Raw genomic sequence first — 25212 nt, 5'->3', positions numbered from 1 at the left:
AACGGCTAGCCCTAATCGGGCAGAAAACAACTCTCATTTTAACAGCTTGTAGCCGATACCGCGAATCGATTCGATAAGGGCTTTATCACCGAGTTTGTTACGGATGCGGCCCATCATGACATCAATACTTTTATTGGAGGAATCTTCGTTGATCGCGCTTACATTGTGAATCAAATCCTCACGCGATACGACCATCCCCTGTTTTTTAATCATATGCGCCAAAATCCCATACTCGGCATTCGTGAGTTCTAAGGGGCGATTTTTATAACTGATCTGCATTGCGGATTCATTGAGTTTAAAATCGCACGCACTCTCGGAAGCGAGTTCGGAAGCCGCATCATACCGGCGCAATACCGAATGGATACGGGCTTCAAGTTCTCTGGGATCATACGGTTTTGGAAGATAATCATCGGCACCCAATTCCAGAGCATTGATCTTATCGGTGACGTCGGAGCGGGCCGAGGAGATAATGATGGGGATGTTTTGACGTGCACGGATCGCCTCGCACACCTCCAATCCATCCATTCCCGGCAATGTCAAATCCAAAATTACCGCATCAAATTTTTCAAGTTTGAGAATGCTCAGCGCTTTGAACGGATCATCTTCCGTCGTGACCTGGAAATCGTACTGTTCTAAAAATTCGGTGAGGATCTCGGCAAGCTCGAGATCGTCTTCTATCATTAATATTTTACTCATAGTAGTATTGTAACGAAGTGTGGGTAAACAATCCCTAACTCAGCCACAATGTCAAATGATACGCGACAAATGCCAGCGTATAGGCGACTATCGTCGTAAAGAGGAATAGATACCCGAAATATTTGATCCCCCCCGCTTCACGGGTAAAGACAACCGAAGCCGCCAAACACGGCAGATAAGTCATAATCACCACGATAAAGGCCATCGCCGAAGCCAACGGAATTTGGGAACTGATGGCCTCCATCAGCGTCTTGTCCTCTGCGGTTGCATCGCTTCCCAGTGAATACAATACCCCTAGCGTCGAAACAACAACCTCTTTAGCAGCCAGACCCGTCTGCAACGCCACCGCCATTTTCCAGTCAAATCCCAGCGGTTCGAATACCGGCTCAATAACATGACCGATGCGCCCGAGAAAACTTTGAGAAAGCTGCTCTTCAGCGAGTCTGTTTTCCAGGACTACCCTCTCTTCTTTGGATGCGGCAACCTCAATTTTCGCCGCATACACGGCATTTAGTGAAGCGTCTTTGGGATACGCGCTCAAAAACCATACGAGCATCGACGCGGCGGCGATGAATGTCCCCGCTTTTTTCAAATACATCATTGTTTTGGTCAGCACCGTATGCCAAATAAGCTTCACCGAAGGGAGCCGGTATTTGGGCATTTCCATGACAAACGGCTCATCGGAGCCTTTAAAGGCGGTCATTTTCAGTACCTTTGCCGCCACCAAACCGATCATCGCCCCCAGGATATAAATTCCGAACAAAACGTTCCCCGCCATTTCGGGACCGAAAAAAGCTCCCGTAAAAAGGACATAAACCGGCAATCTCGCCCCGCAGCTCATAAAACCGATGACGAAAAGAGTGAGCAGCCGGTCACGGTCATTTTTAAGGATGCGTGCGGACATATACGCCGGAATGGAACACCCGAATCCCGTTACAAGGGGAATAAACGACTGTCCGTGAAGACCGAACTTGTGGAAAAAACCATCCAGCAAAAACGCGACCCGCGACATATACCCCGTCGCTTCAAGGAGCGCAATCCCCACAAACAAAATAACGATATTGGGGACAAAGAGGACAACGGCTCCCACCCCCGCAATCACACCATCCACAATAAGAGAACGGATTTCATCATTCCCGATCGTTGATCCGACCACCTCGCCGAACCAGATAAAAAACGCATCAATCCAATCCATCGGAATGGAACCGATCTCAAAAGTGAGCTGAAACAATCCCCACATAAAAAAGAGGAAAATCGGTATTCCGAACACGGGGTGGATCAGCACGCTGTCAATCTTCTCCGTTGTCGTTTTTTTCTCAGGCGCTTTTGGTTTAACCTTCACCGCCTCGGCGATGATTCCCCGGTTGTAGGAGAGGTACTCTTCGGCAAACGCCTCTTTCATGTCGTCGGTATCATGATGGAGGAGAATATGCCGATCCGCTTCAATCAGCATCGGCTGCAATTCCGTCCAGATCGGGTTGTCATGCAAGACGCGATAGGTCTTTTTCTCTTTTTGCAGCAAGTTGATCGCAATATTGCGGTTGGAGATCAACGCTTTGAATTTATGACGGTTGAGATACTCGGTGATCGCCTCGATTTCCTCTTCGACCGATTCGCTAAAAATCAGCTTTTGTTCCTGATAGGGAGCTTCATGGACTTTGATCACCGATTCCATCAGCTCTTCCAAACCCGTTTTAGCCGCCGCTGAAACGCGAACACACGGGATACCCATCAATTGGGTTAAATACGGAGCGTTAATCTCAATCCCCTCACGATCCGCCTCATCCGACATATTGAGGGCAATGACCATTTTTTTACTCATGGTCATCAGTTCGGCGGTGAGCTGAAGATTTTTCTCCATATTGGTGGAATCGAGAACGTTGATGATAAGATCATACGATTCATTGCAAAGAAAGTCGTGCGTGACCCGCTCTTCAATCGAGTAGTCGGTGAACGCATACGTACCGGGAAGATCCACGACGCTGAACTCATATCCTTTATGTTCGAATGTGACGATCGTTTTTTCAACCGTCACACCCGTGAAATTCCCGACATGGAGCCGCGCATTGCCGATCGCATTGATCAGCATACTTTTACCGACGTTGGGCTGCCCTACGAGAGCTACAGTGATGGGTTTAGCGGACATCAGATACCTCGATCAGTTCGGCCTCTTCACGGCGCAGAGCGATACTGACGTTGCCGATTTTAATCTCAAAGGTGCTTTTGGCGGGTGAACATTCGAGCATTTTCACCTCTGCCCCTTTCATCAATCCAAATGAAATCAGACGCTGTTTAAGCGGTCCGGTAGCGTTAATTTTTACCACAGTAGCAATCCCCCCGCGGCTGCAGGCGCTGAGAAGCGTCATTGTAATCCTTTCCATTCTCATCTTCCTATTTAAAAATTATAACTCAGACGTGCTAAGAAACGATTGTATCCGGTATCCGCACTGCCATTGTTGTTTCTATCATCGATCATGGCGTAACTGATATCCGCACGGGTCGCTTCACCCAGTGCATAGGTTGCGATCACATCAACCTCTTTGACTCTCAACTCCGAAGGGGTACTTTTAAAATCACCGAACAATACACTTATGGTTCCCCCTTCAATCCCAGCAGCCCCCATATCCATCTGCGCATTCAATTGATAGGCTTTCGTATCATTCATCCCCTCTATCGTCATCTCTTCCATCGAGGTCATATAGGGTCCGCCGCCGAATCCGTTCGTCGTCGCTTTCCCCTCACCATTGTTTCCGCGATTGTACGCAGCCCCGACGCTCACCGCTCCGGCATTGAAGCGCGCACTCACGCCATAGACGTTTCCATCGATTCCGCTGTCGGCTTTCTCATCGAACCGGGCGTATTGCGCGCTCACTTCCAGCTCCGCCCTTTCAGAAAAAGGGATGACATAGGTTCCATCGGCATAATACAGATCCGCTACCTGATCGACGCTATAAAACCACCCTTGCAACGCCAAATTTTCGATACTCTCATTCATCATACCCAAAACAAAAGCCCCCTTACTTTCCCCTGTGGCACCCGTCTCATAATCGGCATCCAGTTTTTTGAAGGCAGAGATGTCATCCCCCGAATCGTACCCTGCCCACCGTTTTATATATCCCCCGACCAGCGTTGTCTTCTCGATACCGCTGTATATTGCCATCCCTGCTTCAAAGCTGTTTGGAACCATACGGATATCATCCGTATCGGCAAACGGTGTGTCTATTGACTGACGCCCTACACGCAGAGTAACGTCAGAGGCCGTGTAATCCATATAGGCTTCTCCGATATAGGCGAATGAGCCGTTCTCAACACTGAGAAGATCGTAATTGAGGTGATCGCCTCTGCCGCTCGCAAAACCAATTTTTTGTGAGACATACGCACCGATCCCCAGTTTAAGATCCTTCCCTGCCGCCGTTTCATATTTCAAAATTCCGCCGATGGCTGTCGTATCGGTATCGATTGCCGATGCATTGTTTTGATTCACGTACACCGTACGGATATTCCCGCCCGTTTTTCCTGCCGCAAAGGCTACATCCATTTCATTTGCACTCAACACAGCGTAAACGGACAAACTCAGTGCAACACTTTTTTTCATGTATTCCTCTTTTAAAAACCCGGAGATGATTTTTATTTTGATATCGATTATTATTTAATAGGAATCTTAATGTGAGCTCTCTTAGATAAAGCTTAATATTGATAATTCTTTTCATTATTAGATACCCTATTTTTAATTTCGTTATAATGTCAAAACTATACTAGTTCTTAGACAGATGGAGCATACATGCAATTTTTATGGCGATCTACGAGTCATTTCAATCTCGCGAATCTTTTTACGATGGTTAATATTACCGCCGGTTTACTCGCTACCTATTTCATTACCCAGCATAATTTCGTTTATGCGATTGTCTTGGCATGGATCGGCGGAGCCTTTGATATCTTTGATGGAAAAATTGCCCGCAAATACGCCCTCTCGAATGAATTTGGAATTCAACTCGACTCCTTTGCCGATTTTCTTTCGTTTGTATTGGTACCGACATTTTTAATTTTTCAGGCGATCTATTCGCAGTTGGAAGGAGCCTCGCTGATTGCGGCGGCTGTGGGATCGATTTATTACGTCATTAGCGGGCTTCGTCGGCTGATCCAATTTAACATCAACGCCGATGCGGGAGAGGTGGCAAAATATTTTACAGGTGTTCCTACACCCTTAGGCGCTATTTTACTCTGGCTTACCTATCTATCCGCCCCTTTTATCAGCTGGATAGGTGTTTTGGCGCTGATGCTTCTGATCGGTGCCTTGCTTAACTCAAAAGTTAAAATTCCTCATCCATAATCCCCTCGGTCAACGACGGAGGCAGCCCTTTTTTCGGCTTTAATCCCAGTTTTCGCATCCCCTCCGCACGGCGGATCAGGTTTCCTCTTCCGGTAGAGAGTTTGTTCATCGCCCCCTCATAACTTTTTTGGGTTTTACTCAGCTGATCGCCGATTTTCTCCATATCCTCGACAAACGCCACAAGTTTTTCATAAAGTGCTTCGGCCGATTCGGCGATCGCTTTTGCATTGCGTTCTTGATACTCGCTTCGCCAGATGTGCTCAATGGTGCGAAGGGTCACGAGGAGCGTCGAAGGCGATACGACGACGATGTTTTGCTCGTACGCCGTTTTGAAAAAGGTATTGTCCTGCTCCAGAGCGAGAAGAAACGCCCCCTCGATCGGCATAAACAGCAGCACGAAATCGAGAGTCCGCACTCCGCTGAGCTGTTCGTAGCGTTTACTGCTCAACCCTTTGATATGGGCATGGATGGAGAGGAGATGCTGCTTGAGGGCATGGGAGCGTTCTTCGTCATTTTCGGCACGGATAAAGGCATCGTACGCGACGAGAGAAACTTTCGAATCGATTATGATGTCTTTGTTCTGCGGCAGATGGACGATGACGTCGGGACGGAATTTTTTTCCCTCTTCGTCGCTGAGGGTACTTTGGATGTCGTACTCATGCCCCCCACGCAAACCGGATTCTTCCAAAATCCGTTCCAACACAATCTCTCCCCAGTTTCCTTGGGTTTTATTCTCCCCTTTTAGCGCTTGGGTGAGGTTGATGGCATCCTGGCTGAGCCGCTCATTGAGGGTTTTGAGGCGGAGTATCTCATCTTTGATACTTTGCCGCTCTTTCGCATCGTGGATAAACTGTTCCTTGCTCTGCATTGCAAACTGGGAAATTTGTTCGCGAAACGGTTTGAGAAGGAGATCAAGCCCTTTCGTATGCGCTTCATCAAAGGTTTTGCTTTTTTGTTCAAAAATCTGAGCCGCAAGCTGTTCAAACTGGACTTTCATCTGCTCTTTGGCCTCATCGAGGAGTCTAAGCTTCTCCTCATAAGCACGCGCCGCCTCTTCGTGTCGCGTATGAAGCACTGCGTAATCACGTTCCAACGTATGATACTCGCTCCGAAGTGCCTCGCTTTTCGTTTGCAGTTCGACGCGCAACGCGTGTTCTTGGTTCAGTGCTTCTTGAAACTGAACGGCTTGGGATTGCCATAAGGCACTTTCCTGACGTATACGGCCGTATTGCCATGCCAATGCGCCGGCAGCGCTAATGCTGATTAAAGTAATAAGTTCATAGATCATAATGTCATTATAGCTTAGCTCGGCTAAGAGGTTAAAAAGATGTCATTTTGTAAGATACGGCATGAAAATATCACCCAATGCCCCCTGCCCCTGTCACAGCGGCGAAAAATACAAAAAATGCTGCCAGCCATACCATAAAGGGATCCTCCCCTCCAATGCCCTCAAACTTATGCGTTCGCGCTACAGCGCTTTTGCCCTTGCCTTGGCAGAGTACATTATGGAGAGTACCCATCCGGACAATTCCGATTCCACAAAGGATAAAGAGAGTTGGAGAAAAAGTATTTTGAATTTCTCTCAAAATACTCAGTTTTTAGGATTAAAAATTCGTGCGTTTAACGACGGAGAAGAGGAAGCGTTTGTCACGTTTGAAGCGACTTTGGACAGCGGCCTGTTATGTGAAAAAAGCCGCTTTTTAAAAGTAAACGGGAAATGGCTTTATGAAAGTGGAGACTTTACTTCAGCGGATCCCCGTTAATGACGAGGCGAAATCCGATATCGTTCGAAGCAAAATCAGGGCGTGAATATCCTCGGAACGCACTGCGCAAACAAAGATAACCCGTTTTATAGCTTCCCCCCCGCCGGACTTTAAACGATTCCCCCTCGGCTCCGCCGATGCGAGGACTTCCGTCGGTGGGGGCATGGCTGTAGTTGGCAAAAAAATCGTCCTCACACCACTCCCATACATTCCCCAGCAATCCATAAATACCCAACCGGTTGGGGGCTTTACTCTCCACAACTGCCGTCCGTCCGTTGGAACTGTACTCATAAATGGCGTAATCATCGAGCATTGCTTCGGAATCCCCGAAGGTGAATCGGGTATTCCCCCCTGCTTTGGTAACATATTCCCATTGTGCTTCGGTCGGGAGAGCATAAAAGCGCGTTTTTCCCTCATAGCGGTTGTGGAGTTCGACATAGGCTTTGGCATCAAACCAGCTTACCTGTTCAACCGGATGGCGGCGTGAACTCTCCTCTTCTACCTTATCGTTTTTAAAATACGAAGGATTGACACGAGTCAGTTTGAAATATTGCTCTTGTGTTACAGGGTATTTAGCGATCCAAAATCCTCCGATTTTAACGGTATGCGCGGGTGATTCGACGTCTCCCCCTTCATTATACTGCGGATTACGACCCATCGTAAACTCTCCGCCGTCGATATAAAGAAACTCCATGCCAATCGAATTGGTAAAATCTCTGGGAGTTTCTACCGCCACCTTGGCTACAGGAGTTTCTTCGGTTTTCTTTTTAAAAAAATCGAGCAAGCTGAACCTTTTGAAATATGTTTATGGATACAATTGCACACTACATAGCAAAAAGTGTTCACATCTTCAAAAATACCGAATTTTTTCCAATTTTTCAGATAAAATCTACCGCATGAAATTCTTTCTCGTTTTCCTCTTGCTCCTTTCCTCGATTGAAGGGAAAGAGATTGATTTGTACGCAACCCTAGGGATGGTATCGCATCATTTCGGTACGTATGAAGAGGGTGAGCGTTATAACGAAAACCATGATGCCTTCGGCGCGGAAGCGGTTCTCGATCAACGCTATACCCTCGCATATCTGCACTTTATCAACTCACGTTACAAAACGACCGACATTGTTGCTTTGGGGTACCGGTATGATGTTGTCGGGCCTTTCGGTATTTATGGAGTCGTCGGATATCAGAAGGGATATTGTTTCGAGGGTTTGCAATCCGTCGAATGTACCGAGGGCAAAGAGAACAGCGGGATTGCATTTTTGCCGATGCTTTATTACCGCCATCCCTATTTCATACTCGACTTGATGACGCAAGGGAGTATGGTCGCCCTCAAACTCAATCTCAAATTTTATTAATGCACCCCCGCCGATAAAAATCGCTTTTCTTGACAACCTGCTTCGCTATAGTTTATAATGTCGGAACAAAACAATGACCTGTCAATGACATCTCACCTAAAACTCGCCGATTAAATCCACACACTTTAAGGCATTCTACGCATGAGCGATACCGCAAAAACTCCTCGAAACAACTCGAAAAACCGTACCCACATCCCGGTTGACGGCTTTACAATCGAAGCACTCCGTACCAAAAAACTCGAAGATCTCCTCGAGATTGCCGCGTCATTAAACATTGAAGATCCGAACGAACTCAAACGCCAGGATTTGATTTTTGAAATCCTGAAAACACAGGTTCAGCAGGGGGGATTCATCCTCTTTACCGGTATTTTGGAGATCATGCAAGACGGCTACGGCTTTCTACGTGCCGTCGACCAAAGCTTCAGCGATTCCATGCACGACGCCTACGTCTCCAGCACCCAGATCCGCCGCTTCGCCCTTCGTAACGGGGATATCGTTACGGGTCAAGTACGAGCACCGAAAGATCAGGAGCGCTACTACGCCCTTCTCAAAGTCGAAGCGATCAACTACCTCCCACCCGAAGAGTCCAAAAAACGTCCCCTCTTTGAAAACCTCACGCCCCTTTACGCGTTAGAGCAAATCAAACTCGAATACCAGCCGACCAAACTCACCGGCCGGATGATGGATCTTTTCGCCCCTATCGGTAAAGGACAGCGCGGACTCATCGTTGCACCGCCAAGATCGGGTAAAACGGAGCTGATGAAAGAGATCGCCCACGGTATCACCAACAACCATCCTGAAATCGAGTTGATGGTTCTTTTGGTTGACGAACGCCCTGAAGAGGTAACCGATATGGAGCGCTCCGTCAAAGGGGAAGTCTACAGTTCAACCTTCGACGAACCGGCAAAAAACCACGTCAAAGTGGCCGAAATGGTCATCGAGCGGGCAAAACGCCGCGTCGAGCTGGGCAAAGACGTCGTGATCCTCCTCGACTCAATCACCCGACTTGCTCGTGCGTACAATACCGTAACACCGAGTTCGGGAAAAGTTCTCTCGGGTGGGGTGGATGCGAATGCCTTGCACAAACCGAAACGGTTCTTCGGTGCGGCACGTAACATCGAAAACGGCGGGAGTTTGACGATCATCGCCACCGCCCTCGTCGAAACGGGAAGCCGTATGGATGAAGTCATTTTCGAAGAGTTCAAAGGGACCGGTAACTCCGAGATTGTCCTCAGCCGTAAAATCTCCGATCGCCGTATCTTCCCGGCCATCGATATCCTCAAATCGGGAACCCGAAAAGAGGAACTTCTCCTCGGACCGGAAGTATTGCAAAAAGTATTTGTCCTTCGCTCGATGCTGCATAAGCAAGAAGACGAAGTCGAAGCGCTCCGCTTCCTCTACAACACGATGCTCAAAAGCAAGTCCAATATCGAATTTCTTGACAGCATGAACGAGTCAAGCAAATAAGATGAGAGTCGGCGTCTTTGATAGCGGTGTCGGAGGCTTAAGCGTCGTCAAGTCGCTATTGGAGCACAAACTCTTCGAAGAGATCATCTACTTCGGCGATACCGCCCGTGTCCCTTACGGGGTCAAAGATCAAAATACCATCATCCGCTACTCCCTTGAAGCCCTCGAATTTTTCAAAAACTTTGAAATCGATCTCCTCATCACCGCGTGCAATACCGTCAGTGCTTATGCTCTCGATGAGATGCGAGAACAGAGCGATTGCGACGTTATCGGCGTCGTCGATCCGGGAGTACTGGCACTTAAAAATGCGATTCCCGATACGGATGCGAACATCCTCATTCTGGGAACCAAAGCAACCGTCAAATCGGGAGCCTATGAAAAAGGACTTCACGAACTGGGATATAACCATCTCAGTGCTATCGCGACCTCCCTTCTCGTCCCTATCGTCGAAGAGGGGCTGTATGAAGGGGAAGTACTCCAAAGCGCCCTTCGCTACTATTTCGGCAACTTAGAGAAAACGCCCGATGCGATTATCCTCGGATGTACCCACTTCCCCCTCGTCGCACGAGCGATTGATACCTATTTCGAAGGAAAAAGTTCTCTCATCCACTCGGGTGAAGCGATTGTCGAATATCTGGAAAGTCACTACGATTTTACGAAACGTTTTGAAAACACCAGTCTCAAATTTTTTGCCTCCGAAAATCCCGAAGGGCTCCGCCGTGTCGCCAAAGATTGGTTATCATTATAAATTTAAAGCTGGATTTACCCGCAGGGGGCACAATGCCCGCCTTCGTGGGAATGACGGCATCGTCATCCTCGGGCTTGACCCGGGGATCCATCCCCGAAAAAAGGAGACAGCATGGCTCATAATTCCGAAGTCTTAGCGTTAAAATACCGTCCCCGACGTTTTGAAGAGCTCATCGGACAGGAGAGTATCTCCCAGACTCTTTCCCTCGCTCTGGATTCCAAACGGCTCTCTCATGCCTACCTCTTTTCCGGACTCCGCGGTTCGGGTAAAACCTCTACCGCACGAATTTTTGCCAAATCGCTGATTTGTGAAAACGGTCCCACCTCTGCCCCGTGTGATGTGTGCAGCCATTGTGTCATGGCGAATGAAGGACGTCATATCGACATCATCGAAATGGACGCCGCTTCCAGCCGCAAGATCGACGATATCCGCGATTTGATCGAACACACCAAATACCGCCCCGCCAGTGCGAAAGTTAAAATCTTCATCATCGACGAAGTGCACATGCTCACCAAAGAGGCGCACAATGCCCTCCTTAAAACCCTCGAAGAGCCGCCCGAATACGTCAAATTCATCCTCGCGACGACCGATCCGCTGAAACTTCCGCCGACCATTTTAAGCCGTACCCAGCATTTTCGGTTTAAACGGATCAGCCACCCCAATATTGTCCACCATCTGAGCCACATCCTTCATCTGGAGAATATCGAGTACCAAGCCGAAGCACTCGATATTTTAGCTCGCAGCGGTTCAGGAAGCCTTCGTGACACTCTGACCCTTATGGATCAGGCAATCATCTATTCCAAAGGGTTTCTGGATGTCAAAACCGTCGCCGATATGCTGGGACTGCTTGATCCTGATTATATCAGCCGTCTTTTTGACGCGATTTTTGCGAAAGACCGAGCGTCTCTGACCCACATGCTCCAAGAACTCGAGGCCTATGAGTCCGAGATGGTCGTGGATGAACTGATTGCCTATCTCAAAGAGCGGCTGTATGAGGGGGATCACCGGTTCAGCCCGCTGATCATCGAACGGTTTTTCCGAATTCTCAGCGATGCCAAAACCCTTTTTGCGATCAACGCCGACGGCGGATTTGTTGTAAGCCTCGTCCTCTTTAAAATGATCGAAGCGCTCAAAATCAAAGAGATCGATGAAATGATCGAATCGCTTGAATCACGTATCTCCCCTACTCCGGCTAAGGCCGCTGCCGCGGTAACGGTAAGCGAGAGCCCAACGATCCATGTCACCCCGACTCCTCCGGCACAGAAATCCCCGTTCGAGCAGTTGTGTGAACGGATCAGCGACCGAAATGGTGAGTTGGGGGGGTGTTTTAAAAACAACGTAACGTTTCTCTCTTTTGAGAACGGTACCCTTACCTGGGAGAGCTGTGCCGAAGGGGAGGATAAAGAACTCCTCAAAAACAGTTTCGGAATCATCCGGCAGTTTGTCCGGGAAATTTACGGGATTGAAACTCAAATAAAATCGCAAGGGTGTACCAAATCTGCCGAAGAACCGCCCCTCCCTCCTCCAGCTCCCGAAGCAGAAACTCCGAGGGTCCAGCAACAGCCGGAGGAGAATTTCCCTGAACCCGCTTCAATGGTCGAAGATGCCGAAATCGGCGTCGGAAGCTGCGTCAGCCAATGCGATGAGAGCAGTGTCAAAGAGTTTGACGGCAGTGATGTGCTGAAAGAGCCGATGATCCAAAAAGCCGCTGAACTTTTCGAAGCGACCAAAATTACCGTACAATCTAAGGTTTAAGAGAAACTTTAGATAAAAGCTTGCTATTAAGTTTTTTTTCAGCTATAATTTCTCTATTGAAAGATGATTTAGAGTTTCATCTTTGGTTTGCTTTTTATTGAAGACCTTTAGTTAACAGTACGATCTACCATAAGAATACTCCACTTTATATTTTCGACCACTTCGGAAACGGAGTGTATATACAACACAAAGGGTTTATTATGGCAGAAGTACTAAACGGAACTGTTAAATGGTTCAACAGCGAAAAAGGTTTTGGATTTATCCAACAAGATAACGGCGGAAAAGATGTATTCGTACACTTTCGTCAAATCAACAGCACTGGTTATGGCCGTGTTTCTCTTGACGAAGGTCAAAAAGTGACTTACACAGTAGGTCAAGGTGACAAAGGTCCACAAGCAGAAAACGTTACAGCACTGTAACTCTCTCCCCGGGCAGATTCTTCTGCCCAATTCTAATGGATATTACATCCTCTAAAGCTTTCCGAATTTATGCGGAAGATTCTTCCAAAATCATTTTACTAAGACACTAGCAGGTGTTTTTCCGAGCCGATTTAAAAGGAATACTCTATGGAAAGCAAAGAAGCCGTTCTAAGCGCATTAAAAGAGGGTAAAAAACTTACCAGTAATGTCACAGGGTTGCAATACACTCTTATCGGCGGTCAACTTCACGCCCGCAATAGCGAAAAAACGGATTGGCACGAAAGCGAACTCAGTTTCGATAATCCTCCCTCATGGCTCAATCTTCGCGATTGAGTTCAACACTTTAACTCCACTATATTTTTTCTATGTTAACCTAACGTATTTACAAATACGAGGTTATGATGTTTCTTCACAAACAAATCGATACTATCGAAGCAGCTCCCCAAAAAGCGGGAAAAGGGGTAGCCATGAAAATGCTCCTCTCACCGGATGAATCCCCCCATTTTGCAATGCGCAACTTTACGATCGATGCAGGCGGACATATGCCTCTGCATACCAACACGGTAGAACACGAGCAGTATGTCCTCAGCGGCCGTGCGCGTGTCGTGATCGGAGATAAAACGATTGAAGCGGGAGCGGGAGATATTTTACTGATCCCTGCGGGGGTGCCCCACAGTTATGAGACCCTCGGAGATGAGACCTACAGCTTTTTGTGTCTTGTGCCGAAAGCGGAAGACGTTATCGAAGTGTTGGCGTGCTAAATTAAGGCATTGGTACCGCGGATTACCCGAACAACGCCGTCTGCCTCACGAATCATTTTCTCAGCTTTTCCGGAATCCAAACAGTTCGAGCGAACTTTTGGTTGCCCGTGCGATAATGCTTTGCTCCGGCCTAAACATCGCATCCGATATCACTTTTACCGCATCCGATATCGCTTCGAATCCATGATCCGGATAGGTGCTTTGGAGGACGATTTTGTCCATACTCATCTGTGCCAGCACCTCTTTATCAAACGCTCCGACATTCCCTCTTCCCATCGCGAGGTAAAAGTTGGGCAAATTATCATATTCGCGTGTCGCATTGAGGATAATCCCACGGCATCCGCCCAACGATGCCTCAACCTCCTCATTCAAATGTGATTCGTCAATCACGACAGGTTTTCCGGATGCCGGAAGCAGTGCACTGTCTTCATGGTTCACGATCGAGAAAGCAACGCAGTTTTCATCGGCGTGGTCGCTCATGTGCAGCGGCGATGAGTAAAAGATGCTCCCGTATTCGCCCGCGATCTTTTGGGCCTCAGCGATCTCTGAGGGAGTCTTTGGATGGAGGATAAACATCTGTACCATCGTCTCTTCCATAATATCATCCAGATTATCGAAAAAATCCTCGTCAACACGGCATAAATTGACGTCAATCGTCATACTTCCCCTTTGGCATGTTCTCATGCAGGGTATGCAAAAGCGATTCTATCCGCTATCATTGCACCACTAAGACAAAGGATAGATGATGGACGGCAGAGAACGCAAAAACATTATGTCGGGCAAACGGGTGAGCATCGTCCTCAAAGAGGATCAGAGAACAGGGAAACTGACCGAGGGGATCGTACGGGATATCCTCACCAAATCGCCGAATCATCCGCACGGCATCAAAGTGCGCCTGATGAGCGGGGAAGTGGGACGGGTCAAAGAGGTGTTTTAAAATTAACCTATGGGTTGATAATCATTAGAAAGGCATACATGCAGTTTGAAGAAAAATTTATTGCTTTTATTGATGTTCTAGGTTTTAAAGATATGGTTGAATCCGCAGAAAATAGAACTGGTAGAACTTTATCTGAACTAATGGAAAGTCTTTCAAAATTAGGAACAATAGAAGATGAAATGAGACTTACAATATATGGTTCAGCTATATGTCCACAAAGTACATTTAATCAACAAAACCTTAATTTTAAAATAACTCAAATCTCTGATTGTGTTATTGTAACAAGTGAAATATCTCCTGCTGGAGCCATTAGCTTAATCAATCACTGTTGGGTAGCAGTAATGGGACTCTTAAGAGAAGGGATACTGTGCCGAGGATATATTACAAAAGGGTCTATATATCATCAGAATAATCAAATAGTCGGGACTGGCTATCAAAAAGCTTATGAAAAAGAATCTGGTGTATGCGCTTTTAAAATGGAAGCGGATGAGAGAGGAACTCCTTTTGTCGAAATTGATCCTCTTGTATCTCAATATATTATGACATCTACAGATGAATGTGTGCAAAAAATGTTTTCTCGCATGGTTAAGACTGAAGAAGAAACAACTGCTCTATTTCCATTTAAACGATTATCACACTCTTTTATAATTAGCAAATTTGATCCTGAAAAAGAAAAAAAATCAAATGATAATATCCGTAAAAGCCTATACTCATTAAAGGAAAAAATCATGAAATATATACAGCCATCTAATGAAAAAGCAATGCGAAAAGTCAGACACTACATCAAAGCAATAGATCAACAACTACAAGTTTGTGATGAAACAGACAAAATGATTGAGAAACTTTTACAACCGTTGAATTTACGTAAACTTTAATTACCTTGCTCAGTATAATAATTCAATTTTTACTATTTTTCCTTTACTATTCCTCTTCACATACTCCACGATCATCCCGTGAAACCGCGCGAACGCGGCGGGAAGCGATGCGGTATCGAAATAGCCGCGTACCCCCGCTTCGCACCATTCCTGCAGCTCGTCGTAATTCTCGAACTCATATCCGAACGCACCCAGAAGCCGTGCCGTATAGGCATCGACGACCATAGAAGGACGGGCGCAGGCGTAGCAGAGGATGCTGTCCGCCGTCTCGGGACCGATCCCCTTTTGGGACAACAGCCATTCGCGGTCGACCGAGAGGGCAAAGGTCTCGAAATCGCCGAACTCCTCGATCAAGTTATGGGACAATCGGATGAGATTGGATGCTTTGGCCTTGAATAATCCGCTGGGGCGGATCAGTTCCATCAGGCTCTCATGGTGGCATTGGGAGAGGATGGAGGGGTCAAGCAGTTCGCGGCTTCGGAGGTTTTCAAGAGAGATTTCGACGCGGTTCCATTGGGTGTTTTGGGTCAGCACCGCCCCTACGACGACTTCAAACGTCCCGTAGGAGGGCCACCATAACGGCGGACAATTCTCTAAAAGTTTGAGTTTTTCAAGTGCGCTGAAAAGCTCCCACGAATCCTGCAACTCCACCTATTATTCCTCTACCCACGCATCCGTGCGGAATACTCTGCCGTCATCGAAAATTTTGAGTTTGAACGCTTCGGTACATTTGCCCTCTTCGAGATTCATAATAGCAATCTGGAGAATCTTTCGGCATTTTTCGGGGACTTCAAACCGTCCCGCCATTCCGGTGAGAAACCGCTCCAGCGGAACATTCGGATCCATCCCGATGACGTTGTCACGGCAGCCGCTGAGACCGATATCGGTGAGATACGCCGTCCCCTGAGAAATCTGGAGATCGTCGCTTCCGACATGGGTATGAGTTCCGATGATGCCGCTCACCTGACCTTGCAACAGCATCAGCATCGCACGTTTTTCGCTGGAGGCTTCGGCATGAAAATCGAGAAAGATATACTCAACTCCGTCATTTTTGAGGCTTGCCACGGTGTCTCTGGCACATCGGAAGGCGTTGTCGACGTAGGGCATTCCGTAGTGCCCCATGATGTTCAAAACGGCGAGTTTCTCTCCTCCGACCTCGATGATACGGCATCCGCTCCCCGGTACCCCTTCGGGATAGTTATGCGGACGCAAAAGGGGAAGGGAATCCAGCAGGGGAAGGATGTCTTTTTTATCCCACGTGTGATTTCCCCCCGTCATGACATCGACTCCCGAATCCAGAAGTTCCTGGGCGTTTTTGAGGGTGAGCCCGAAACCGTGGGAGGCATTTTCATAATTGGCGATGACGAGATCAATGCCGTACTCACGGCGGAGTCTCTTTAGATGTTCTTTGATCATTACCCGTCCCGGGCGGCCGACGATATCTCCGATAAACGCTATTTTCACTCTTTCTCCTCCATGAGTTCCTTCCTCAATCTTTTAATCCCCTTACGGTAATCTCCGCTATCACCGTACTCAAAAAAGTTTTGATACCGTGAATGGATCGTTTTGACCCGTGATGCGTGGCGAATCGGGCACCAGTACTGTTCCGTCCGTGCGGCAATCTCGGAGATATACCCCATCAGTCCGTTAAAATAGCTGCAATAAAGACAATTGAATTTTTCAATCAGATTCAGATACCCAAGCCGGTGGCGATCAACGATGATGTAATCGCTCCGCTTCACTTTGGTAATTTTATAGATCGGAAAACAGACCCATTGATAGACCGTCACAAAAGCATCCAAAATCACAGCCGGGAGCAATACCGACCAGATCACCGGTGTACTCAGCAGGTTAAAAATCGGCGTCGTCGCCAGATACCGCAGGAGTCCCTGACGGTCATGCCGATATGCGGCGAGGATCTCTTCACGTTTTTTTGTAATTTCACAACTGAACCGTTCATACTCTTCGTGAAGTTCGGCTTCCAGCTCTGCTTCGAGTGCTTTAATCTTGGCAACGAGTTCATCGATCTTAGTATCAGCCAAAGTAACCCCTTTATAATTATGCCCCGAGAGAAGCACATTTCAACGCCTTAGCAATCAGCATGGGCGAAGGGATTTTATTCCTGGCCGTTCTAATTAAATGAAACTATACTACAATTGCGTATGCAACGACTTAAATATTTAGCCCATTACAGCCAAGAGATTCGTAAACAGGTAGAAAATCTCATTTCCGACCATACGCTGGGAAGCCATCTCCTCAACAAATATCCCGATACCCATCCCTACACTACGGATAAAAGTCTCTATGATTACGTGATGGAATTCAAAAATACCCATTTACGCAGTTCCTCACCGATCGCCAAAGTGCTCTACGATACTAAAATCCGTGATTTGCATTCCGCGCTCGGTACCCATACCTTTGTCTCACGGGTGCAGGGGGGAAAGTTAAAGGCTAAAAACGAAATCCGGATTTCTCATCTGTTTAAAAAAGTCCCCGAACCGTTTCTTCGGATGATCGTTACCCACGAACTCGCCCATCTCAAAGAAAAAGAACACAACAAAGCATTTTATAACCTCTGTACCCATATCGAGCCCGCCTACCATCAGTTGGAGTTTGACGTACGGTTGTATTTAACCCAAATAGACTTTTTTGGAGAGCTTTATCCGCGTACCAGTTCCACTAAAACTTCATAATGGGCTGTGTGGGGAAACATATCAAAGAGCTGTACTCGGCGGACGGTGTAGCCGCCAAGGATTTCTAGATCTTTGGCTAAACTCACAGCATTGCAGCTCGAATAGAGTATCCGCTCGGCATCGACACGGCTCAGCCATTTGCACAGCTGTTCTCCCAGCCCGCGACGGGGTGGATTGACGATGATGACATCGGGCTTCTCTCCCGAATTTGCCCCGAAACTTGCCGCATCGAGAGACTCGAAACGAATCGTATTCATCTCCAGCTGTGCGGCCGAATCACGGGCACACTGAATCGCTTCGGGCTCAATCTCGATCCCAACGATCGTCCGATCCGGTGCGGCACAATGCAGAGCAAATCCCCCTACCCCGCAAAACAGATCCCATAATCTTTTCGGTTTGCTCTCCCCTGCCCATTCTGCGGCGGTACGATAAAGTTTTTCGGCCACTTCAGGATTGGTTTGGAAAAAGCTTTTGGGACGGATATAAAGGGGAATACCGTTAAGCCGCTCTTCGAGACGACGCTGTTCGGTAAAAAAGATCTCCTCCTCCCCTTCCAAAATCGCCATGTGGACGCTCTGGATATTCGCCGTGATGACTTTTAACTCCGGTGCACGCTGCACCAGACTCTCCAACCCTTTTTCAAGCCGTCCGATCAGGCCATGAGAACGGAGGACAAAACGGAGCATCATCGTCCCGTTCGATTTGCTTCGGCTCAGGAGGACATATTTCAGCTCCCCTTTTTTCTTTTTGACATCATAGGCTTTTACCCCGAGTTCCCGGAGCCATTGTTCTACCGTGTGCAATACCTTCTGCATGCTTGCGTCGTACAATGGGCACTCGATCAGACTCACCTCTTCGGAAAGTCCCAATACCACCCCTTCAAACGTCGGGGTTGCAACCATCTTGGCCTTATTCCGAAACCCTTTGAGCACCGAGGTGGCAGGTTTAAGCCACTCTTGCGGGTGAAACGGCTTCAAAAGAGCATGTAAATGGTCGTTTTTGAGTTTCAGCTGTTCGGCATAATGGTAGTCGATCCAACTGCACGAGCGGCAAAGGTGCGTATCAAAATAACTGCAAAAACTCATTACGCTCGTTTATATCCCGGTTTCAGTTGCGTCAAATGAGCTCTGAGGAATAGCGTACAGACGACGTTCCAATTTACCGATATGCTCCAATACTTCATCGGAAGCGGCTTGCAGTTTTGTAAAATACTCTTTTGCCATCTCTTTTTCTTGTTCGCTGATCTTCTTTTTAGAACTGAATAATTTTGAAAAGAATGAACGGTCATTATCGGTAAAATAGATTTTAAATATCTTCATATACTGATCGTGCAAGATAAAGTGGGCTTTTTCAATCTCGCCCAAACACGACATATTTCCGAGGGCATTGAGTTTTTGCCCTTCGCTGTAAAACCATTTTCCGAAATTACAATCCGTACAACTCAAAGGGATTGCCCCCTCATCTATCGGCAATCCTTCAATCAACAACTTAGCACGCTGTACCCACTTTACGTGCGCTTTTTTTGCATCACCCAAGAGTTGTAATGTTACAGATTTATCCATTTGTTCCTACCCTCTTTTTATTAGTGCTATTATACCGTTTCACCCGCACAAACGTACCCCGTATATCCATTCAATCTCTACTGACAGATTATAAAGTTTTTGTCTTCGTTCGTAAATAGTGCAAGACAGTAGCGATCAGATCGTCATCATCTTTGCTCTTGCTCTGCAAGGTCTCTTTCACACCGCTTTGGTACTCGATCGTAATGTTTTGGTTGTAGTTGCTCACCATTTTGATCTTTTTCTCGATGCAGAGGAGTTTAATGACCATGATCTCAAAGAACTGTTTTGTCGGCGTATCGGGTTTACCGAAACGATCCCCGACCTCTTCTTCAATCTCATAAATCTCGCTCGGAGATTCACACTGGCTGAGACGGCGGTAGAGCTCAAGACGGAGACGGTCTTCGCTGACAATCTCATCACTGATAAAGGCACTGACGGTAAGTTTAATATCCACTTTCGCTCGTACCGCGGTTGTTTGGTTGGTAAGGAGTTTGATGGCATCCTCCAGCATCCGCAGATAGAGGGCGTATCCGATATTTTTAATATGACCGCTTTGGGCATCCCCGACGAGATTCCCCCCGCCGCGAATTTCGAGGTCGTGGTAAGCAAGCATCGAGCCGCTTCCCAGAAATGAGTTCGACTCTAACGCTACAAGACGCTTTTTTGCCTCTTCGGTGAGGTTCTCTTTGTCATCGACGATGAAATAAGCATACCCCTCGATATGCCCCCGTCCGACCCGGCCGCGGAGCTGATGCAGATCGGCCATCCCGAAACGGTCCGCCCCATCAATGATCATTGTGTTGACCGTCGGCATGTGGATTCCCGATTCGATGATCGAGGTGGCGAGAAGGACGTCGTATTGGCGGTCGGCGAACTTGGCCAACTCCTCCTCGGTCTGGGTCGCACTGATTTGGGAGTGGAGTATCAGGATGCGCAGATCGGGGAGGATCGCTTTGAGTTCCCCCGATTTGATGATCATCGAATCGATCGAGTTGTGGACGTAGAACACCTGACCGCCGCGGCGCAGTTCGCGTAAGATAACCTCTTTTATCAGTTTCTCATCATAATTTTTGACAAACGTCCGTACCCCTAAACGCTCACTCGGAGGGGTGAGGAGCTCGGACATCGTTTTGATCGAGCTGAGGGCTTGGTTGAGGCTTCGAGGAATCGGCGTCGCACTCATGCTGAGAAGATGGACATTCTCATAGAGTGATTTGAGCTTCTCTTTTTGTTTCACCCCGAATTTGTGCTCTTCATCGATGATGACGATCCCGAGTTTCGCACAGCTTACCCCGAACAGGGCATGGGTTCCCACGACACAATCGAGTTCTCCCGCTTCGAGTGCACGCAATGTCGCATTTTTCTCTTTGGTACTCACAAATCGATCCAGCTTCGCGACCCGAAGACCAAACGGTGCCAAACGGGCTTTCAACGATTGAAAATGCTGAGAACTCAGCAAGGTCGTCGGAACGACGAGGAGCGATTGGTATCCCCCCTTAGCCGCAGTAAAAATAGCGTTCATCGCCACTTCTGTTTTTCCGAAACCGACATCCCCGCTGAGGAGCCGATCCATGATATGCCCCGAGGAGAGGTCACGGACGATCGAAGCAATAGCGCTTGCCTGATCGGGAGTGTAGTCGAATCCCGATTCTGCTTGAAAACGGCGGAGTTCCCCCGCATCTACGTTAATGACAGATGCCTTTATAAGAGCACGGCTTGCCGCAATTCCGACGATTTCCGAAGCGATCTCGAACAGCCGTGCTTTAACCGATTCTTTGAGCTTACCGAAGCTCCCCTTGCCGAGACGATCGAGTACGGGGAGGCTGCCTGAAGCGATATAACGGTCGATGGAATCGAGATTTTCGACAGGGAGGAGGAGCTTGTCATCCCCCATGTATTTGATGACGACGAGATCTTTGATACCGCCGAGGATCTCCGCCTGCTCGATTCCGACAAATATCCCTACCCCGTACTCTTCATGGACAACATAGTCCCCCACTTTCAAATCATCGAGGAGGATCGAGGTACGGCGACGGCGGCGTTTTTTCTCATGACGGTTGAGAGAGAAGATGATCTCATCGGGTCCTATCAGGTTAAGGACGATCCCCGAGGTTTTAACGCTGATCCCCCCCAGTTCAAAGATCCCCGCCGCTTTAAGCTGGGTATCGCTGGCAGCTATCAGTGTGAACTTTTTGTTTTTATGAACGCTTCGGAGGGTTTCGAAATTTCCTCCCCCCAGCGGGGTATAGCGCTCCGACTCGGGGAGTATCTCTGTTTCCAGCCGCTCACGCGGTAAAACAGGCTGATTGAGGCCGTATGCTTCATCCAGAACGCTTTTCATTTCGCGGATACGGAGTACCCTTTTCCCTTCGCACAGATCGATCCCCTCAGAACCTAAAACCCAAAATCCGAGTGAAGCGATGTCTTTGACGAAGCTGTCGCTTTGCGCCGAGGCAATCGCTTTTTCGAATGCTTTGTGCTGTTCAGCGCTTAAAGAGAAAAAGGCACTGGTAACTTCGATGGAGGCGAGCTCCTCTTTATCGGTACGCTGCGTTTCGACGTCAAACACTTTGATCTCTTCGACCTCATCGTCAAAAAGGCTGATACGGTACGGATTGCTTTGGTTGGGGACATAGATGTCGAGGATATCGCCGCGATGCGACACCTCCCCCTCCATCTCCACCATATCGACAAAGGTATATCCCCAATGGAGGAGTTTCTCTTTGAATGCGCTCAGATCAATACGGGAAGCAAACTCGATTCTATCGCTTTGCAGGAGGGATGCATTGGGAAGGGGAAACAGAAGCGTTTTCAGAGGCGAAATAACCAGCGGTTTTTTAGGGGCGTTATAATAGGTACGCAGTGCGGCAAAAAGGGCAAACAGCTCTTCGCTAAAAGGGCGTAAATCGTCCATGTAGGTCGCACGAAAATCGGGCAAAACGATATGAGGTATCTCCAAAAAGGCCGAAACGTCGCTGAGTTCCGATGCTTCTTTCGCATCCTCGCACAGGAGGATTTCGGGGAGATTTTTCGGGTTATTTTTTAGGTATTCATACCATCTGGCTTGTGACATATTTGTTAGTTATCCTCTTCTACTAGCGCACCAGTGCGCGGGCTCTCTGCCGAAGAGAACCCAGTGTTAACGCAGCGTATTGGGACTTGTTCCAATCGCGTATAAAATTTAATGAACGTTTCGGCTACGCTGAATGAACCGAAAACTAAATACTCTTTATCCTCACGGATTTGTTCAAATACCCCAAAGGGTATGTTCAGTTCATCCAATACCGATTCTAGCTGATCCCGATCGACAATCCGTCCTTCATTCACCTCGATAATCTCGACCGACTCGATAATCGGTTTCAGAAGAGTCAAAATCTCGCGATAATCTTTATCGCCGTAGGTATTGTAAACGAGCGTTACTTTTTTCCCTGCGAAATTTTGCGCAATCGATTCTGCGGCCAATGCGTTATGCCCCACATCTAAGGTAACGTTGGAGGCGATTTTACTTAAACGTCCGAACAGTGCATTCTGATCGAACAGCGTGACACTCGCTTTATAGCCCAGAAGCGTATAGGCTTCCATCGCCAATGTCAAATTATCCCGCAAATAATCGCTGAGGCTGTTTTTCGTGGCAAGATGCCATGCCAACTCTTCACTATTCGGCGTCAACCGTTCGGAGAGTGTGTAGAGGGTACACCCTTTTTCTTCCGCAATCGCTTTTGCGATGGTTTCCACGTTAGCATGTTTTTGTCTCCCTAAAAGGGCGACACTCTGCATACTACGCAATTTGGTCGTTGCAATAGACTCGATGGTGGTGCCTAAAAATGCCGCATGGTCGAAATCGATGGGGGTAAAGATAGTGAGCGCTTTAGGAAACACCGCTGTCGCATCGTACTCTCCTCCCAGCCCCGCTTCAAGGACGACATAATCGCACTCCGCAAAGGCAACCATCGCCAAAAGAGTCGTGTACTCAAAATAGCTAAGCGCCTCGGCACTTTTTCGATCCACCATCGCAAGAAGCCTCTGATGGGCAGTTTCCAAAGCCTCATCCCCGACTTCAGAGCCATCAATCCATATCCGCTCATTAAAACGGAGGATATGCGGCGACGTGTAATGTCCCACTTTTTTTCCTGCGCGATGCAACGCCGTGGCTAAAAATCGTCCGGTTGACCCTTTGCCGTTTGTCCCGACAAGATGAATGACTTTAGGTTTCGGCAGAAGGTGTTCTATCTCACGATACGCCATCGGAAAACGCTCATAATCAATCACATCATAGAAAAGGGGCTTTTCGGCTAAAAAACAATCTAATTTCATGCAGGCTCGACGCGGTTTCGCCCTTTGCGTTTAGCATCGTAAAGCCGCTCATCCGCACCGTTTATCACTCCTTTAAGAGAAGGATACTCGCTGCGCTGAGCGACACCGATACTGACATTGACACGGATACGCTGTTCTTGATACATAAAATGGGCCTGCTCCACATGCGCACGTACTTTTTCGCAAAATACTTTGGCTCCTGCTAATTCCGTATCTCCCAGAATGACTAAAAATTCTTCTCCCCCATATCGGCCGACAATATCACTCCCACGCGCTTCTTCTTTCAAAATTTTGGCAAAAGCAAGCAATACGGCATCTCCCGCATCATGCCCATAGGTGTCGTTCACCGCTTTAAAATAGTCTAAATCGAGAAGCGCAACACAAAAACTGCGACCGTGCCGCTCATATTCCGCCTCTTTGACATTGAGAAACTCTTCAATCGCCCGTTTGTTGTACAGTTTGGTCAAAAAATCTTCCCGAGAAGCTTGTGTCGCTTTAACCAGTTCTTCTTCGAGTGTAGCGATCTTTTTCCCCATTTGCATCACTTTTTCGTTGTGAACATGCAGATCTTTGCTCAGCAGTCCGACGTTCTCTTCCAAAGTAGTGGCAATCGTATAAAGCCGCTTATGTACCGTTTTAAAATCAGCGGGTTTATTGGTTTCGAGGACTTCAAGGTCGCGTTTCACATTTCGAATCTCGCTGGTCGAATTTTCACTCCGTTCAATCAGTTCAATAAGTTGTGTAGAGAGTTTTTCGAGAAGGCTATCCAAGGAACTCACCATCACTTCAACACTCTCTTTATCCAATGCTATCCGCATCGCAATAGCCACTTTCAATTCTTTTTCACATTCATCCGATGCGATGTATTCAGGATTATCTTGGAGTTTTTGGGAAAGCTGAATCGTCGCATTGTCAATCGTAGGGGCGATGGAGGGGACCAAAGAAGAGACGAGCAGACGAATGGTTTTCGCGTGATCAATCTCTTCTTTTCTCCCCTCTTGGAGGTTTAGACTCTCGATCGTACGCCGTAAATTGGTCGTATCAACGGAACCGAACGGAGCCAGTTCCATCAAAAAAGAGTTATCGTACAGGGAAAGAAAATTATTCCACGCTTGTTTGAGCAGATCAATCTGAGTTGCTCCCCCTTGGGTTTCCAAAATGGTAATCGTTTTTCTGGCTAACGCCGATGCCTCGGGGTTGTGAAGAACGTCTATCGCTTGTGCCATTTTTTTGGCCAGAGAGTTCAGAAGTTCAACCAGTACCGATGCTTCACTGGGGTTCAGACGACCTAGTTTCGAAATCAAAAAACGGATCAGTTCCGCCGTTGTTCTCACACGATATTGCTTGATCTCTTCAGCCGTTTTCTTATCAAAGAGGGTAAGGTAACGATCAATCCCGCTGCAATCTTCAACCGTGAATCCTGCCTTTTTCGCTTCACTGCAAAACGTTTCGGTATACACATCGGGCGTCCAGACTTTTCCCTCGGCTTTGAGCCGCGCTACCGTATTCCGAACAATTTGGTTAATGGTCATATCTG

The 25212-nt window shown here is 47.6% G+C and carries 27 protein-coding genes; 12 read left to right on the top strand and 15 right to left on the bottom strand.

The features are described 5' to 3' along the window. Positions 1–33 precede the first annotated feature (33 nt). The 4 genes from WB308_RS03175 to WB308_RS03160 are packed head-to-tail and all read right to left on the bottom strand — an operon-like array spanning position 34 to position 4291. Positions 34–696 carry a response regulator transcription factor gene (locus WB308_RS03175; RefSeq protein WP_424188915.1) on the bottom strand — a complete coding sequence of 221 codons (663 nt, stop codon included), beginning with the start codon at positions 694–696 and terminating at the stop codon, positions 34–36. Positions 697–730: 34 nt separating this feature from the next. Then, positions 731–2842 (bottom strand): ferrous iron transport protein B, encoded by a 2112-nt coding sequence (gene feoB, locus WB308_RS03170; RefSeq protein ID WP_424188913.1) that lies wholly within the window; start codon positions 2840–2842, stop codon positions 731–733. After that, positions 2832–3077 carry a FeoA family protein gene (locus WB308_RS03165; RefSeq protein WP_424188911.1) on the bottom strand — a complete coding sequence of 82 codons (246 nt, stop codon included), beginning with the start codon at positions 3075–3077 and terminating at the stop codon, positions 2832–2834. The genes feoB and WB308_RS03165 overlap by 11 nt, the downstream gene beginning before the upstream one ends. A gap of 14 nt (positions 3078–3091) precedes the next feature. Next, the gene (locus tag WB308_RS03160) at positions 3092–4291 is read right to left on the bottom strand and encodes an OprD family outer membrane porin (RefSeq protein WP_424188909.1); all 1200 of its coding nucleotides are present in this window, start codon (positions 4289–4291) and stop codon (positions 3092–3094) included. A gap of 186 nt (positions 4292–4477) precedes the next feature. Here WB308_RS03160 and WB308_RS03155 point away from each other — a divergent pair, with 186 nt between their 5' ends. Then, positions 4478–5026, top strand: a complete 549-nt coding sequence (locus tag WB308_RS03155; protein WP_424188907.1) for a CDP-alcohol phosphatidyltransferase family protein — start codon at positions 4478–4480, stop codon at positions 5024–5026. On the opposite strand, the gene WB308_RS03150 is transcribed toward WB308_RS03155, so the two are convergent. After that, positions 5007–6314, bottom strand: coding sequence for a DNA recombination protein RmuC (locus WB308_RS03150; RefSeq protein WP_424188905.1), 1308 nt, complete (start codon positions 6312–6314; stop codon positions 5007–5009). The two genes, WB308_RS03155 and WB308_RS03150, sit on opposite strands and share 20 nt — an antisense overlap. Before the next feature lie 61 nt (positions 6315–6375). Between WB308_RS03150 and WB308_RS03145 the strand changes: the two genes are divergently transcribed. Beyond that, complete coding sequence (locus WB308_RS03145) at positions 6376–6789, top strand: YchJ family protein (RefSeq protein ID WP_424188903.1); 414 nt, start codon at positions 6376–6378, stop codon at positions 6787–6789. On the opposite strand, the gene WB308_RS03140 is transcribed toward WB308_RS03145, so the two are convergent. Then, positions 6767–7573, bottom strand: coding sequence for a formylglycine-generating enzyme family protein (locus WB308_RS03140; protein WP_424188901.1), 807 nt, complete (start codon positions 7571–7573; stop codon positions 6767–6769). The genes WB308_RS03145 and WB308_RS03140 overlap by 23 nt on opposite strands. 112 nt (positions 7574–7685) lie before the next feature. Here WB308_RS03140 and WB308_RS03135 point away from each other — a divergent pair, with 112 nt between their 5' ends. The 7 genes from WB308_RS03135 to WB308_RS03105 all read left to right on the top strand — a co-directional run bounded on the left by WB308_RS03135 (position 7686) and on the right by WB308_RS03105 (position 13294). After that, entirely contained in the window at positions 7686–8144 is a 459-nt protein-coding gene (locus tag WB308_RS03135) for a hypothetical protein (protein WP_424188899.1), read from the top strand. Positions 8145–8285: 141 nt separating this feature from the next. Then, positions 8286–9611, top strand: coding sequence for a transcription termination factor Rho (gene rho / locus WB308_RS03130; protein ID WP_424188897.1), 1326 nt, complete (start codon positions 8286–8288; stop codon positions 9609–9611). Position 9612: 1 nt separating this feature from the next. Next, positions 9613–10359, top strand: a complete 747-nt coding sequence (gene murI / locus WB308_RS03125) for a glutamate racemase (RefSeq protein WP_424188895.1) — start codon at positions 9613–9615, stop codon at positions 10357–10359. 111 nt (positions 10360–10470) lie between these two features. After that, positions 10471–12114 (top strand): DNA polymerase III subunit gamma/tau, encoded by a 1644-nt coding sequence (locus tag WB308_RS03120; RefSeq protein ID WP_424188893.1) that lies wholly within the window; start codon positions 10471–10473, stop codon positions 12112–12114. Between the two features lie 200 nt (positions 12115–12314). Further along, positions 12315–12533, top strand: coding sequence for a cold-shock protein (locus WB308_RS03115; protein ID WP_295051972.1), 219 nt, complete (start codon positions 12315–12317; stop codon positions 12531–12533). Between the two features lie 147 nt (positions 12534–12680). Continuing rightward, positions 12681–12866 (top strand): hypothetical protein, encoded by a 186-nt coding sequence (locus tag WB308_RS03110; protein ID WP_424188891.1) that lies wholly within the window; start codon positions 12681–12683, stop codon positions 12864–12866. Between the two features lie 65 nt (positions 12867–12931). Next, positions 12932–13294, top strand: coding sequence for a cupin domain-containing protein (locus tag WB308_RS03105; protein ID WP_424188889.1), 363 nt, complete (start codon positions 12932–12934; stop codon positions 13292–13294). Positions 13295–13354: 60 nt separating this feature from the next. Here the strand turns inward: WB308_RS03105 and WB308_RS03100 are convergent, their stop codons facing one another. Then, positions 13355–13954, bottom strand: coding sequence for a hypothetical protein (locus WB308_RS03100; RefSeq protein ID WP_424188887.1), 600 nt, complete (start codon positions 13952–13954; stop codon positions 13355–13357). 85 nt (positions 13955–14039) lie between these two features. Here WB308_RS03100 and WB308_RS03095 point away from each other — a divergent pair, with 85 nt between their 5' ends. Both WB308_RS03095 and WB308_RS03090 read left to right on the top strand, forming a co-directional pair. Further along, positions 14040–14231, top strand: a complete 192-nt coding sequence (locus WB308_RS03095) for a YwbE family protein (protein ID WP_424188885.1) — start codon at positions 14040–14042, stop codon at positions 14229–14231. Positions 14232–14269: 38 nt separating this feature from the next. Next, the gene (locus WB308_RS03090) at positions 14270–15106 is read left to right on the top strand and encodes a hypothetical protein (protein WP_424188883.1); all 837 of its coding nucleotides are present in this window, start codon (positions 14270–14272) and stop codon (positions 15104–15106) included. Positions 15107–15115: 9 nt separating this feature from the next. Here WB308_RS03090 and WB308_RS03085 read toward each other — a convergent pair whose 3' ends face one another. The 3 genes from WB308_RS03085 to WB308_RS03075 are packed head-to-tail and all read right to left on the bottom strand — an operon-like array spanning position 15116 to position 17148. Then, positions 15116–15757: a 3-methyladenine DNA glycosylase gene (locus tag WB308_RS03085; RefSeq protein WP_424188881.1), complete on the bottom strand. Its 642-nt coding sequence runs from the start codon at positions 15755–15757 to the stop codon at positions 15116–15118. Between the two features lie 3 nt (positions 15758–15760). Beyond that, positions 15761–16570: a TIGR00282 family metallophosphoesterase gene (locus WB308_RS03080; RefSeq protein WP_424188879.1), complete on the bottom strand. Its 810-nt coding sequence runs from the start codon at positions 16568–16570 to the stop codon at positions 15761–15763. Further along, positions 16567–17148, bottom strand: a complete 582-nt coding sequence (locus WB308_RS03075) for a hypothetical protein (RefSeq protein ID WP_424188877.1) — start codon at positions 17146–17148, stop codon at positions 16567–16569. Before WB308_RS03075 ends, WB308_RS03080 begins: the two co-directional genes overlap by 4 nt. Positions 17149–17268: 120 nt before the next feature. On the opposite strand from WB308_RS03075, the gene WB308_RS03070 reads away from it, so the two are divergent. Further along, positions 17269–17799, top strand: a complete 531-nt coding sequence (locus WB308_RS03070) for a YgjP-like metallopeptidase domain-containing protein (RefSeq protein ID WP_424188875.1) — start codon at positions 17269–17271, stop codon at positions 17797–17799. Here the strand turns inward: WB308_RS03070 and rlmC are convergent. The 5 genes from rlmC to WB308_RS03045 all read right to left on the bottom strand — a co-directional run bounded on the left by rlmC (position 17766) and on the right by WB308_RS03045 (position 25207). Further along, positions 17766–18884 (bottom strand): 23S rRNA (uracil(747)-C(5))-methyltransferase RlmC, encoded by a 1119-nt coding sequence (gene rlmC, locus WB308_RS03065; protein WP_424188873.1) that lies wholly within the window; start codon positions 18882–18884, stop codon positions 17766–17768. The genes WB308_RS03070 and rlmC overlap by 34 nt on opposite strands. A 9-nt stretch (positions 18885–18893) precedes the next feature. Further along, entirely contained in the window at positions 18894–19361 is a 468-nt protein-coding gene (locus WB308_RS03060) for a CZB domain-containing protein (RefSeq protein ID WP_424188871.1), read from the bottom strand. 88 nt (positions 19362–19449) lie between these two features. Continuing rightward, positions 19450–22434 carry a transcription-repair coupling factor gene (gene mfd, locus WB308_RS03055; protein WP_424188869.1) on the bottom strand — a complete coding sequence of 995 codons (2985 nt, stop codon included), beginning with the start codon at positions 22432–22434 and terminating at the stop codon, positions 19450–19452. A 5-nt stretch (positions 22435–22439) separates the two neighbouring features. Beyond that, a complete protein-coding gene (locus WB308_RS03050) occupies positions 22440–23675 on the bottom strand; it encodes a bifunctional folylpolyglutamate synthase/dihydrofolate synthase (RefSeq protein ID WP_424188867.1) in 1236 nt (411 codons plus the stop codon). Further along, on the bottom strand, positions 23672–25207 hold the full coding sequence (locus WB308_RS03045) for a GGDEF domain-containing protein (RefSeq protein WP_424188865.1): 1536 nt from the start codon (positions 25205–25207) through the stop codon (positions 23672–23674). The genes WB308_RS03050 and WB308_RS03045 overlap by 4 nt, the downstream gene beginning before the upstream one ends. Positions 25208–25212 lie beyond the last annotated feature (5 nt).

This window comes from Sulfuricurvum sp. (assembly GCF_049587615.1).
Taxonomy (GTDB): Bacteria; Campylobacterota; Campylobacteria; order Campylobacterales; family Sulfurimonadaceae; genus Sulfuricurvum.
This window is presented reverse-complemented; position numbering and strand designations above follow the sequence as displayed.